Source organism: Halioxenophilus sp. WMMB6 (genome assembly GCF_033283405.1).
Taxonomy (GTDB): domain Bacteria; phylum Pseudomonadota; class Gammaproteobacteria; order Pseudomonadales; family Cellvibrionaceae; genus Halioxenophilus.
On sequence record NZ_JAWMQR010000001.1, the window covers coordinates 1,244,880 to 1,258,380 of the forward strand.

The 13,501-nt window shown below is 59.5% G+C and carries 9 protein-coding genes; 3 read left to right on the forward strand and 6 right to left on the reverse strand.

Annotated features, from left to right (window positions below; genetic code table 11):
• Positions 1–263: 263 nt before the first annotated feature.
• The 6 genes from SBL51_RS05315 to SBL51_RS05340 all read right to left on the reverse strand — a co-directional run bounded on the left by SBL51_RS05315 (position 264) and on the right by SBL51_RS05340 (position 7,905).
• Positions 264–2,003: a class I adenylate-forming enzyme family protein gene (locus SBL51_RS05315; protein ID WP_317929759.1), complete on the reverse strand. Its 1,740-nt coding sequence runs from the start codon at positions 2,001–2,003 to the stop codon at positions 264–266.
• A gap of 290 nt (positions 2,004–2,293) precedes the next feature.
• Entirely contained in the window at positions 2,294–3,280 is a 987-nt protein-coding gene (locus SBL51_RS05320; RefSeq protein WP_317929761.1) for an MDR family oxidoreductase, read from the reverse strand.
• A gap of 280 nt (positions 3,281–3,560) precedes the next feature.
• On the reverse strand, positions 3,561–4,607 hold the full coding sequence (locus SBL51_RS05325; protein WP_317929775.1) for an acyl-CoA dehydrogenase family protein: 1,047 nt from the start codon (positions 4,605–4,607) through the stop codon (positions 3,561–3,563).
• 9 nt (positions 4,608–4,616) lie between these two features.
• Positions 4,617–5,810: an acyl-CoA dehydrogenase family protein gene (locus SBL51_RS05330; protein WP_317929778.1), complete on the reverse strand. Its 1,194-nt coding sequence runs from the start codon at positions 5,808–5,810 to the stop codon at positions 4,617–4,619.
• Between the two features lie 113 nt (positions 5,811–5,923).
• Positions 5,924–6,253: a Rieske (2Fe-2S) protein gene (locus SBL51_RS05335; protein WP_317929782.1), complete on the reverse strand. Its 330-nt coding sequence runs from the start codon at positions 6,251–6,253 to the stop codon at positions 5,924–5,926.
• Between the two features lie 245 nt (positions 6,254–6,498).
• A complete protein-coding gene (locus SBL51_RS05340) occupies positions 6,499–7,905 on the reverse strand; it encodes an aromatic ring-hydroxylating dioxygenase subunit alpha (RefSeq protein WP_317929786.1) in 1,407 nt (468 codons plus the stop codon).
• A gap of 395 nt (positions 7,906–8,300) precedes the next feature.
• On the opposite strand from SBL51_RS05340, the gene SBL51_RS05345 reads away from it, so the two are divergent.
• The 3 genes from SBL51_RS05345 (at position 8,301) to SBL51_RS05355 (ending at position 13,413) form a co-directional block, all read left to right on the forward strand.
• Positions 8,301–8,774: a VOC family protein gene (locus SBL51_RS05345; protein WP_317929788.1), complete on the forward strand. Its 474-nt coding sequence runs from the start codon at positions 8,301–8,303 to the stop codon at positions 8,772–8,774.
• Positions 8,775–8,861: 87 nt separating this feature from the next.
• Complete coding sequence (locus SBL51_RS05350) at positions 8,862–12,359, forward strand: indolepyruvate ferredoxin oxidoreductase family protein (protein ID WP_317929790.1); 3,498 nt, start codon at positions 8,862–8,864, stop codon at positions 12,357–12,359.
• A gap of 73 nt (positions 12,360–12,432) precedes the next feature.
• The gene (locus tag SBL51_RS05355) at positions 12,433–13,413 is read left to right on the forward strand and encodes a nitronate monooxygenase family protein (protein WP_317929791.1); all 981 of its coding nucleotides are present in this window, start codon (positions 12,433–12,435) and stop codon (positions 13,411–13,413) included.
• The last annotated feature ends 88 nt before the right edge of the window (positions 13,414–13,501 follow it).

A 13,501-nucleotide genomic window follows, 5' to 3' on the forward strand; every position in this document is an offset into this window, starting at 1 on the left:
AAACGGTTTTTCAAGTGGCTTTTTTAATCTGCAGGGAGCTTACGCGGGCAAGCGTTGGGCAATCCGGGCGGCCAGTGGTTTGCCAGGATTGGCGGCGGCACAGTGTACACGATTGTCCGCAAAACGGGGGCAAAGAGGCAAAAAGCGGCGCTAACAGCCGGGCCAAACCAGCGAGCCGACCGAGGTCAGCTCAAACTGATCGTCCTTAAATTAGCTGCCCCATTACAGGCGGCCCCAAGAGGCAGGCCGGTAGGCGGGAGGAATTAAACGCTCACCTTCTCGCCCACACCCAAGCGCTCACAGGCGAGCTTGCGCACATCGCCGGCTTTCACCTTCTCGTTACCGGTGAGCGGGTACTCCTCCTCGGTAAAGAAGAGCACCTTGCGCGGCACCTTGTAGCTGGCCAGGCGCTCCTTCAGGTAACCGATGACCTCATCTTCCGACAGAGTCACCCCATCAATAGGCACAATGCAGGCGACCACCATCTCGCTCAGGGTGTCGTGCGGCACGCCCACGGTTTGGGTGCGCTTAACGCCATTAATCTTAGCGACGGCGGTATCCACCTCCTGAGGTGAGACGTTGGCGCCACCGGTTTTGATAATGTCGTTCAGCCGCCCCTCCCAAAAGAGATGGCCTTCGGCGTCGATGTAGCCACCATCACCGGTGCGGTAGAAGCCATCCTCGTCGAAACACTGCTCCGGCGTTTTACCCAGGTAACCCTGCATCAGGGTCGGCCCCTTGATGCACACCTCGCCGCGTTCCCCCATGGCCACCAGCTCGCCGGTCTGCGGGTCAATCACCTTGATGGTGTTACCCGGCAGTGTCTTGCCAAAGTTGGCCCGGTTACTGTTGGCCGGGTCACCCGCCACAAAGGAGGAGAGAATCGCCATGGTCTCGGTGGTGCCAAAGGCGTTGGGCATATCCCAGCTGGTATTGGTAGTGGGGTGTTCGAGAATAATCTCGCCCTTGGTGATCTGTTGCAGAGAGCTGAAGTCGGCCTCGGCCCAACTCGGCTCTGACTGCATACGCGCCCACTGGTGGGGCCGACCATTCATCAGGGTGACCCGCTCCTCTTTGATCAAACGCAGCGCCTCGGCGGAGTCGAACAGCGGCTGCATGATCAGCGCACCGCCGGTAGAAAACGCCGTGCCCACCAGAATAGTCACCGGGCCCGACCAGAAAAAGCCGTTGCCCGTCCAGCAGCGCGGCAGGCCGGTAAGCCCCCACAGCCGTGGCCAGCGCCAGAACTGAATGGCAAAGGCACGCTGGCGGTGCAGTATACCCTTGGGCAAGCTGGTGGTACCGGAGGAGAAAAAGAGCCCGCCGGTATCGGCCGGGCCCACCAGCTTGGCGCGCGCCTCGACCACCTCGGTGGGCACATCGCTGCCACAAGCGAGAAACGCCTGCCAATCCTCAATAGCGGGAACAGTGGCCGGGTCCAGCTCATGGGGTGCCACAGCGGTAACACCCGCCATGCTCACCAACCGAGTAAGGAAGGGAAACTTGGCCGATTCAATGGCACCGGCCGAGGCGCTTTTAATAGCAGGTTCTATGTTGGCGATGATCGATGTGAAATCTTTCTTCAACACCCGATCTTCGAAGATCAAAATCGACACCCCAGAGACACTCAGCAGATGCTCCATCTCCTCCGGCGTGGAGAAGGTGCTCAACGGTACAAACACACCGCCGGCCAGGGCGGTACCAAACATCACACTCAAAAATTCCGAGCGGTTGGTCATCAGCATGCCCACCCGGGTATCTTTGCCCACGCCACAGGCGATCAGCGCCTTGGCCACGGCCAGGGAGTGGTCGTAGAGATCCTGATAACTCCAGCGCTCAACGCTGTCGCCCTTGTGCATCACTACCGCTTCGTTGTTGCGGAAGCGTTCGGTGATCTCCAGCAGATAACCGGGGATGGTCAACGCCCCCATGCCGGGCTCTTCGGCCAGTGGCATAGCGTGTACCAAAGAGAGATTGTCGGTAGCAGATGTAGTTGTCGCCATGGTTTTTATACGGCTCCTATCGGATCGAATTACGCCTTCCAGGTGGTCCCGGATTGGCAATTTTTATCAATTGTTATGCAGTAACTTTTTCAGCCGGGGCAACAGCCACGCCGGCCGTTACCACAACTGTGGCAAGAGCGCGATCAGCTGTTAGGCCATCTGTGCGAAGCAACCAAGGGCGAAACTTGAGGCAGGACTCCGGTATCGAGATCGTTGGTGACTAACACCGGAGTTGTCTGACAACCGGTGCCAAGGTGGCACCGGCTGGAAGAGGCAATAACGCGCAGGCGTTATTTGTTTACATCGACAACAATACGACCGCGAATTTTGCCGGCCAACAAATCGGCTGCCGCTGGAATGGTTTCCGACAGACCGATTTCGGTACCGCCGATCACTTCCAACAGAGCTGGGTCCAGATCTTTCGCCAAACGCTGCCAAGCCGCCAGACGTGGCGCTTTGGGAGCCATAACACTGTCGACACCCAACAGCGCAACACCGCGCAGAATGAAGGGCATAACAGTGGCACTGAAATCAGCACCTTGAGCCAAACCACAGGCGGCAACCGCACCGCGGTATTTGGTTTGCGCACAGGCGTTCACCAGAGTGAAGCTACCCACGGAGTCAACCACAGCGGCCCAACGCTCTTTCTGCAGCGGCTTGCCTTTTTCGCTCAGCTCGTTGCGGTCGATAATGGCCGAGGCACCCAATTTCTTCAGGTACTCCTCCTCAGAAGCCTTACCGGTTGCAGCAACCACGGTAAAGCCGGCTTTAGCCAGCAGCGCTACGGCGACGGAACCCACACCACCAGTGGCACCGGTTACCAGTACTTCACCCTGGTCTGGAGTTACACCATGGTTTACCAGGGCATCGACACACAGTGCGGCGGTGTAACCGGCGGTGCCGATGGCCATTGCCTGGCGTGGAGTAAAGGCATCAACCAGCGGTACCAGGTAGTCACCGTTCAAGCGGGCTTTCTGGGCCAGGCCACCCCAATGGGTTTCGCCCACACCCCAACCGTTCAGTACCACGGTGTCACCCGCTTTCCAATCGGCATGGCTGCTCTCAAGCACGGTTCCAACCAGGTCGATACCGGGCACCATGGGGAATTTACGAACCACAGGTGAACTGCCGGTGATGGCCAGGCCATCTTTGTAGTTCATGGTGGAGTACGCGACTTGAATGGTGACATCACCCTCGGGGAGTTGCGCTTCGTCGACCTGTGCCACCTCTACGGTTTGGCCGGAATCGTCCTTGTTGATCAAGACTGCTGAGAACATAAGCACCTTCTTTTATTTGAGTTGGTTAAAGATGAACAGACCCGCAGTGAGTTACCTGTCCCGATGCTTACTACAGCGTCAACGCCTGGCTCTATAGTGCCAAAATAGTAATTCATCGGTTACGCGACAGTCTCCTCACTTGCTGCGACCCTTTATACAATCCGTGCATTCACCCTGCGCCTATTGCATAAAACTGCTGCGTTTAGACCCAGGCCATTGGAATGACGGCGGACTCATTGGCGGCCCTAATGAACCGCCCTACCTCACTGGCTCACTCGCCTCAACCGGCAAGATTCGCTAAAAACGTATCGGCAATTTCGGTTTGGTATTCGCCGCTACCCGTACCCAAATGGTCGCTCAGCATACTGCGTTTCAGGTAGAGGTGACACGGATACTCCGAAGCCATACCAATACCGCCGTGCAGTTGCAGGGAGTCCTCCACCACCATGGCGTAGGTGCTGGCGGCGAGATACTTCACCTTCTTGCCTCGATAAACCGCATCACGGCTGCCCAAATCGTCGGCTACGGCCGTGAGTGTATCGTTCAACAGCGCGGTAGCCGCGGCAATTTCGGTTTTAAGATCGGCGCAGCGGTGTTTCAAGGCCTGAAACAGCGCCAGCGGCCGGCCAAACTGCACCCGGGTTTGCAGGTGCTCGATGGTCAAAGCCAGAAGCGCCTCGGCACCACCTAGGGCATCGGCCGCCAGGCCAAAGTCACGGCCATTGGTAATACGTGCCACCAGCGCCTGAGCAGCTTCGCCCTCGGCCAGCACCGCTTCGGCGGTAGCACCCGTTAAGGTGACATCAAACAGCCGGCGGGTGGTGTCCCAGGTGCTGCGCGCAGTCGCCTCTACACCGTCGGCGGCCATCGCCACCAGAGCCACACACTGGCCATCGCTCGACCAGACCAGCAAGTGGCTGGCGTTATCGGCGGACTGTACCGCCGATAGAGATCCGTCGAAGCGCCAGCTGTCTCCAGCTTTGGTGGCCGTCAGATTTGGATCTACCAAAGAGGTGGTGGCCAGCTCACCCATGGTGAAACGGCCCACCCAGTCGGCTTTATCGGCCAACTGGCTGTAACAGAGGGCATCGATAGACAAGGTGGCGGGCAGGTAAGGCACCTCGGCCAGGTTGCGGCCGAGCTCTGAATGCAGCGTGCACAACCCCTCCAGCCCCAACCCCAGGCCATCCTGCTCTTCCGGCACCGCAGTTAGCAACCAGCCGAGCTCCACCACCAGTGGCCAGGTGCTCTCCTCTTTGGCTGGGGTGCCGGCGTCGGTCATCACCTGCCGGGCGCTGTCTTGCAGCTCTTTTAAAAATTCGTTCATGCTTGCTCCCTACCCCAGTTTCCAGCTCTTAGGCTCACGCGGCATCTGCAGCATGCGCTCAGAGATGATATTGCGCTGAATCTCGTTACTACCGCCAGCAATCGACCAGTTGTAAGAGTTCATGAAGTCGAGGGTCCACATGCCAGTTTCCTGGGTGGCGCCACGCATCACGGCCGGGTCAAACTGCCCCTCCAGGCCGGCAATGCGGCGGCCCAGACGGGTAAACTCGCGCAGCGCCTTGGCGTAGTAGAGCTTCACCAGCGAGGCATCGCCGACCACCTCTTCGTGGGTGATGCGCTTGAGCAGGTATTGGTCGGCCAGGGCACAGGCACCATCGACGCGGGCGATAACACCACCCAACTCCCGGCGTACCACCGGGTCGTCGGTGAGGCCGCGGGCCTGCATGGTTTGAGCCAGCATAGTGAGCGAGTAGCGCATGCGCTGGCTCAGTTCCACCAGGGTCAGGCCGCGCTCAGAGGCGAGTGTCGCCTGGGCCACAGCCCAGCCCTGCCCCTCTTCACCGATGCGGTCCTCAATGGAGACCTCAACATCATCGAAGAAGATCTCGGCAAACTCATCGTCGCCGGTGATCTGATCAATAGGTACCACCGACACACCCGGGGATTTCATATCCAGCAGCAGGTAGGTAAGACCAGCCTGAGGTGGGCCAGAGTTGTCAGTGCGGCAGAGCAACAGACAACGGTCGGCGTACTGGGCCATGGTCGACCAGGTTTTCTGGCCGTTGATGACGTACTTGTCGCCCTTTAACACCGCTTTGGTTTTGAGGGAGGCGAGGTCGGAACCGGCGTTGGGCTCGGAGAAACCCTGACACCAGATCTCGCCCTTAAGAATACCGGGCAGGTACTTGTCTTGCTGCGCCTGGGTGCCGCACTCCAACAGCGTACAGGCGGCGTGGTAGAGCGCGACGAAATAGAGAATCAGGCGCGGCGCATCGGCGCGGGCCACCTCTTCGTAAATTACCTTCTGTTCGGCCAGGGTACGGCCGCCGCCGGGCCAACCTTCCGGCCAGTGGGGGGTGGCAAAACCCGCCTCCGACAATTTTGTGAACCACTCGCGCTGAGCCGCAACGAACGAGTCCTGATCGACCCCGGTCATCGCCTCCCGCCATCCCGCTGGAACATTGGCTTCCAGCCAGGCGCGCACTTGGCTGCGCAGCGCCTCTGTATTTTCGATTGCAGTCATCAACCAACCTTCTACTTTGTTAGAACCACACCAGTAAATAACGAAACCCGCATTGTCCAGCCACGCACTGTGCAGCTACGCAGCACTACCCATTTGGGTTAATTCGGGTCGATTCACTCGGCCCGCGGGCTGGTGCTCACCTCAACCCAGTCATCCACCACCCGCACCTCGTAGGTCTCAATGGGGGATGTGGCCGGCAGGTCGAGAGGCTCGCCGGTCTCCAGATTAAAGCGTGCGCCGTGGGTTGGGCAGGTAATGGTGCAGTTGCGCACCTTACCGGCCAAAATCGGCTTGGCCTGGTGGGAGCACATACCCGAAACCGCAAACAGACGGGCATCTTTGGTGTGCACCACCAGTACGATCTTGCCCTCCACCTTGCCGGGTTTCTTGCCCCCCAGCGGCAGATCAGACAGTGCACAAAAACGTGTAAATTCACTTGCCAAGGTCGTTACCTCTTAATTCATTCAACGATAGCGTTACAACAGGCGTTGTAGGAGAAACCCGTCGCCATAGCCAAGGTTTTCGGTAACCACACGGCAGCCATCCCGTTTACGATCAGGGATTATATACGGCAACAGTGTTGATTACTAACCTATCCGACGGGTGACCAACGAAGAAACCCAGCGGCCAGCCATCATTAACCGGGCGCCGGGCCTGAAATGACAGGGGCCGGAGCCCCTGGAGTGGCTTATTTGCCGGCGACGTACTTGTCAACGGCGTACTCGAAGTGACGAATACGGATCTCCTGGTAGTTGCCCAGGGTGATGCCAGGTTTGGCGCTGGCTTCGAGCCCCTGTTGTTGCAACAGCAGGTTTTCGGTGTCCTGATCGAGAATATCGCCGAAGCCCGGGTCCATCCCTTCCGCCTCTTTGAACGACTGATGTGGCTCCAGGTGAATAGGCGAAGCCGGATCCGGACGCGGGCCGGTTTGTGGTACCGGGCGCAGGAAGAAGACCTCATACAGCGACTGACGGTGGTCGGTGGGGTGCGGCCGGAAGCGGTAGACCATCGGCAGCGAGATACCTGGGAACAGGAAGGTGTTCGGGAACAGGGTGTAGGAGAAGCAGTCCAGAATTTCGGAGTCGGAAACACCCGAGAGATCGGCATCCGCCGCCGCCGAGAACATGGAGCGCAGCATATCGGCCATGCGCTGACGAGCGGTTTCACCCTCGGCCAGCTTGCGGTCGGCACCGGCCAGAACCGAAGAGTCACCCACGGTGAACTGGTCGAGAATATCCTGCTCGGTGTACTGGCCGCGCAGGTGCGGGCTGATCACACCCAAAGTGGAGATGAAGCGGTTAACATGCTCGCCGTAGGTGTCGTACTGGGAGTTGGCATCGCCGTTGGAGACCGCCACCTGAGGATGGGTCTCAATCACGTGGTAGGCCTCCATAAAGGCCTCCATGTTGAGCTTCCAGTTGGCCGGAATCATCTTGGTGACATGCAGAGCGATGTAACGGTTCTCCAGGCCCCAGGAGTTGATGTGAGCCATGAATTCAGGGCCCATGTACTCTTCCAGACTGGGGGCGTTGGCGTCCATGTTGATGAACACAAACCCGGCCAGGGTCTCGACCCGTACCTGAGGCAGGCCAAACTTCTCTTTCTCAACGTGTGGGAAGTCCCACTCACAGATCACATCCTTGTTGGAGCCATCGATGTTCCAGCTCCAGCCGTGGAACGGGCACTTGAACTCTTCGGCGTAACCTTCCGAATTGGAGGGGCGCAGCTTGGTGCCGCGGTGCAGACAGGCGTTGTAGTAGGCCTGGATTTTATCGTCCGCGACACGGGTGACGATGAACGAGTAGCGGCCCAGGTCGTACACGTAGTAGTCGCCCACTTCCGGGATATGCTCTTCGCGACAGGCGAACTGCCAGGTGCGCGCCCAGAGATTGTCGTACTCTTTTTGGGCGTAGTCCGCGCGGATGTAACGGTCGCTGGAGATATCTTCATCGCCCATGAATTCATAGTTTTCGGAACAGACCCAACCGGGCGCCTTAACCTTGTCGTTGGCAATAATTTCTTGGGTGGTGGGTTCACCGGGGCAGCGGGCTTCACCGCCTTTTTGGGAAGTTTTTTCTAAAACCTGGTCACTCATGAGTTTCCTCCAAACGCTGTTGACAGCAGTGCACTTGTTATTCTTGGGCCCCGATCAACAAGCCAACCTGCGAGCCCCGGAACGCGCACTATTCACGCAATAATAACGGGGCCATTATGCCAGCGGCCCTGCGGCGTCAAAATGACTGCGTATGCACTGCAACTTGCCTAGCTGGGCCGGCCCCTTTAAGGGCGGGAAGGGCAACCTATAAACTAAGCAACATTGAAGCTCAGGCAGGCTGGCCTATGGCCTTACTGCAAGCTCCAAAGTGACTCAGACAGTTTTGCTTTTTCTATCAAAATCAACGGCCTGTAGCCGGGATTGGGCAAGCCCCAAGTTGATAGCAAGCGCTTGTCCTGAGCGACCGTGTGCCCACCCAATGGAGGATAATAATCATGATTAACGGCATACATCACATCGGTATTCATGTGAACGACATGGACCGGATGATTGAGTTTTACCGTGCCGCCTTCGGCTTTGAGCTGGTGGGCGAAGGCTTTAGCTGGGCCAACGACGAGTTTATCGACCGCATTGTGGCGGTGAAGGGCTCCGCCGCCCGCGGCTGCATGCTGCGCGCCGGCACCTGCTACATGGAGCTGTTTGAGTACACCGCGCCAGCACCGGAATCAACTGAGCCGAAAAACCCCTACGACAAGGGCTACACCCACTTCTGTGTCGATGTCACCAACATCGAGGAGGAGTTTGTCCGCCTGCAGGGCCTCGGCATGACCTTCCCGGAGCCCGAGCCCATTAACGTCGGCCATGTGAAATCCATCTACGGCCGCGACCCGGAAGGCAATGTCATCGAGATTCAGGAGACGATCAACTGCGACTTCCCCCTCGACGCACTGCCCCGCTACAGCAAGTAGCCCCACCCTTGTTCACCGGCCAGTAAGCTGCCACTCTGTGGCTTCTGGCCGGCATCCCGCCGGACCATTCAGAACCCTCGAAGCAGTATGACAGACGCCAAAGTTACCCTCGACGACAAGTACACCCAAACCAGCGGCCAGGTCTTTATGACCTCCAACCAGGCACTGGTGCGCCTGCCCCTGGATCAGGCCCGGCGCGATGCCGCCGATGGCCTAAAGACTGCCGGGTTTATCTCCGGCTATCGCGGCTCGCCGCTGGGCGTGTACGACTCCGCCCTGTGGGACGCCCAGGCCCTGCTCGACGAGCATCAGATCAAATTCCGCCCAGGCCTCAACGAGGAGCTGGCGGTCAGCTCTATTCGCGGCACCCAGGAGCTGAAGTGGTTCGGCCAGAGCAACCTCGACGGGGTGTTTGGCCTATGGTACGGCAAGGGCATTGGCGTCGACCGCGCCTGTGAATCGATCAAACTGGGTAACTTTGAAGGCGCCGCCGCCCACGGCGGCTTCCTGGTGGTGGCCGGTGACGACCACGGCGGTAAATCCTCCGACAGCGCCCACCAGTCGGAACACACCTTGATGGCGGCCATGACCCCCATCCTCTACCCCGCCACCATCGGTGAAATTATCGAATTTGGCCTGCTGGGCTGGCAGATGTCGCGCTTCTCCGGCTGCTATGTGGGGTTGAAGACCATCACCGACACCCTCGATCTCTCCGCCTGTGTCGAGCTTCCCGACCCCTTGCGCCCTTACACCATCCCCAGCGATGTGGTGATCCCCGCCGAGGGGCTCAACCTGCGCGAGAACCTGCCGCCACTGGTGGAGGAGGAGTGGCTGGTCAACTACCGCCTGCCTGCCGCCACCGCCTTTGCCCGCGCCAACGGCGTCGACCGGGTGGTGATTGACAGCGAACAGCGCACGCTCGGCATAGTCGCCGCCGGCAAGGTCTACTTGGATGTGCGCCAGGCCCTGGCCGACCTGGGGCTGGATGAAGCCAGCTGTGCCCGGCTTGGCATCCGTCTCTACAAGCCGGGACTGATCTGGCCCATGGACGACCAGGGGCTGAAGCGCTTCGCCGAAGGCTGTAGGGCACTCTTGGTAGTGGAGGAGAAGCGACCGGTGATGGAAGATCAGATCGCCCGTCACCTCTACGCCCTGGCCGAGGGCCAACGCCCCGCACTGGCCGGCAAGTTTGACCTCAACAATCAAGCGCTGCTGCCCGCCATTGGCGAGCTGAGTGTGCCGCGGGTACGCCACGCTATCTACAACCTGCTCAGCCAACTGGGTGTTAGCGACGAAACCGTGAGCGCCAACTTCCAGCGCTTTAGCGACTATGAAAACCACGCCCTGAAGGTGGGTGGCGATGTCATCCGGCCGGCCTTTTTCTGCTCCGGCTGCCCGCACAACACCAGCACCAATATTCCCGAAGGTAGTCGCGCCATGGGCGGCATCGGCTGCCACGGCCTGGTTGCGGTGGTAATGGACCGCAACACCATGCAGTTTCTGCCCATGGGCCACGAGGGCTCCGGCTGGGCCGGTGTCAGCCAGTTTGTCGAAACCCCGCACATGTTCCAGAACATGGGCGACGGCACCTACTCCCACTCCGGCGTGCTGGCTATTCGCGCTGCGGTGGCCGCCAAGGCCAACATCACCTACAAGGTGCTCTACAACGACGCCGTGGCCATGACCGGTGGCCAGCCGGTGGAGCAAGCCATTACGCCGGTGGATATGGTCAACCAGCTGCTCTCCGAGGGGGTGCGGCCGGTGAAACTGATCACCGACGACCTCAGCAAATACCGGCACATCAAACTGCCGGCCAACAGCAGCCTGCACCACCGCGATCAGCTCGACGAGATCCAGCGCCAGCTGCGCGAGATCCCGGGCGTGACTGGCATCGTCTACGAGCAGACCTGTGCCACCGAAAAACGGCGCCGGCGCAAGCGCGGCCTGATGAGCGACCCGGACCAGCGCCTGTTTATCAACCCCGAGGTGTGCGAAGGCTGTGGCGACTGCTCGGTACAGTCGAACTGCATCAGCATCCAGCCCCTGGAGACCGAATTTGGCCGCAAGCGCAAGATCGACCAGTCCACCTGCAACAAAGATTACAGCTGCCTGAAGGGCTTCTGTCCGTCGTTTGTCAGCGTCACCGGCGCCAAAATCGCCGTGCAATCGAGCGGCAACCCCGAGCGCCTCGACCACCTCATTGCCGCCCTGCCCGCTCCGGCCAAAGCGGCGATGAGCGACACCGGCTACAACATTCTGGTGGGCGGCATTGGCGGCACCGGTGTGCTCACCATCGGCGCACTGCTGGGCATGGCCGCCCACCTCGACGGCCTGGGCGCCACCATTCTGGATATGACCGGCATGGCCCAGAAAGGCGGGGCCGTCACCAGCCATATCCGCATCGGCCCCACGCCCAAGGGAATCTACACCTCGCGCCTGAGCGAGGGCATGAGCGACCTGATGCTCGCCTGCGACATGATCGTCGGCTCCGGTGCACCGGTGTTGAAAACCGTCAAACCGGGCCACACCGCCGCCGTGCTCAATACCGATGTCGCCCCCACCGGCGAGTTTCAGTCCAACAAGTTTTTCGACCTGGGCGAAGCGCGCCTGCGCAGCGCCATCCTCGAGGCCCTCGACGGCGGGCCGGTGTTTGAGCTGCACGCCAGCGGCCTGGCCACCGACCTCACCGGCGACAGCATCGGTACCAACGTACTGATGCTGGGTTACGCACTGCAGAAGGGGCTGCTGCCGATCTCGGTCAACGCCATAGAAGAGGCCATCCGCCTGAACGGCACCTTCGTGAAGAGCAATCTGCGCACCCTCGCCCTGGGTCGTCTGGCCGCCCACAACCCCAGTGCCCTGGCGGCAGAACTGGGCAATAAGGCGGTGGAGGCACCACTGGCAACCATCGACGATGTACTCGCCAGCCGCATCAAACAGCTCACCAGCTACCAAGACGAGGCGTACGCCAAAAGCTACCGCGACAGCATCAGCACCCTGCGCCAGCAGGTCGATGCCCTGGCTATTCCCGGCAGTGATAAGTATGTACGGCAGGTGGCATTGACCCTCGCCCGACTGATGGCCTACAAGGATGAATACGAGGTCGCCCGCCTCTATAGCGAGCCGAAATTTATTGAGCAGCTGCGCCAACAATTTGCCGGCGACTTCAAAATAGGCTTTAATCTCGCGCCAACCTGGCTCCCTGGACGCGACTCCCAAGGCCGCCCCAGGAAGCGCCAATACGGTGCCTGGATGCTAACCGGCTTTAAGTGGCTGGCCAGGCTGAAAGCATTGCGCGGTACACCCCTGGATATCTTCGGGTATACTGCCGAGCGGAAAATGGAACGGCGCCTGATCAGCGAATATCGGGCACTGATCGAATCCATTACCCCCAAATTGAACGCAGAGAACCTCAACGCTGCTATCGAAGTGGCTCACGCCGCACAAGAGATTGCAGGATACGGACCGGTAAAAGAAGCTGCCGTGCACCACTACCAAGAGCAGCTAAAAACGTTATTGGCCGCCTTCAACGGCGCCAATACCACAACAAAACCGGAGTTAGTAAAAGTACGGGAATTGTCATAAGCCCGCCAAACAGTCTGGCATGTACACCTCGCTTGTGACTGCTGGAGTCTCGTAACAGGAGCAGAGATACTCTATGAAACTTAAGACGCGTTTTTCTGAATTAGTCGGCATTGAATACCCCATCGTCCAAGGGGGCATGATGTGGGTTGGCCGCGCCGAACTGGCCGCCGCCGTCTCCAACGCCGGCGGCCTTGGTATTCTTACCGCCCTCACCCAACCGACTCCCGACGACCTGCGCAAAGAGATCGAGCGCTGTCGTACCATGACCGACAAGCCCTTTGGAGTGAACCTCACCATTCTGCCTTCGGTGAACCCACCGCCCTACGCCGAATACCGCAAAGCCATTATCGAGATGGGCATCAAAGTGGTGGAAACCGCCGGTCACAACCCCGGCGAACACGTTGAAGATTTCAAAAAACACGGCGTGACCGTCATTCACAAGTGTACCGCCGTGCGCCACGCCCTCTCGGCCGAGAAAATGGGCGCCGATGCTATCTCCATTGATGGCTTCGAGTGTGCCGGTCACCCCGGTGAAGACGATATCCCCGGCCTGATTCTGATCCCTGCCGCTGCCAACAAGGTAAAAATCCCAATGATCGCCTCCGGCGGTTTTGGCGATGGCCGTGGCCTGGTGGCCGCCCTGGCTCTGGGCGCCGAAGGTATCAACATGGGTACCCGCTTCTGCGCCACCGTCGAAGCCCCCATCCACGACAAGATCAAACAGCTGCTGGTTGAGCATGATGAGCGCGACACCAACCTCATCTTCCGCTCACTGCGCAACACCGGCCGCGTCGCCAAAACCCCGCGCTCCGATGAAGTGGTCAACATTCTGAAAAACCCGGACGCCACCTTTGCCGACGTCGCGCACCTGGTCAAAGGTGCCGATGGCCGTACCGCCCTGGAAACCGGTAACCCGGAAGCGGGCTTGGTATGGGCCGGCCAGGTACAGGGTTTGATCAACGACATTCCTACCTGTGATGAGCTGATCAAGCGCATTGTGCAAGAGGCCAGCGACATCATCAGTGGTCGTCTGCCGACTTTTGTTGCCGAGTAAACTCACACTCGAAGCAACGCACCCGCTAAGGGCAACTTCGATTGCCCTTAGCGGACCCCCTCCCCCCGCACCGAAACCGCCCGCCCAA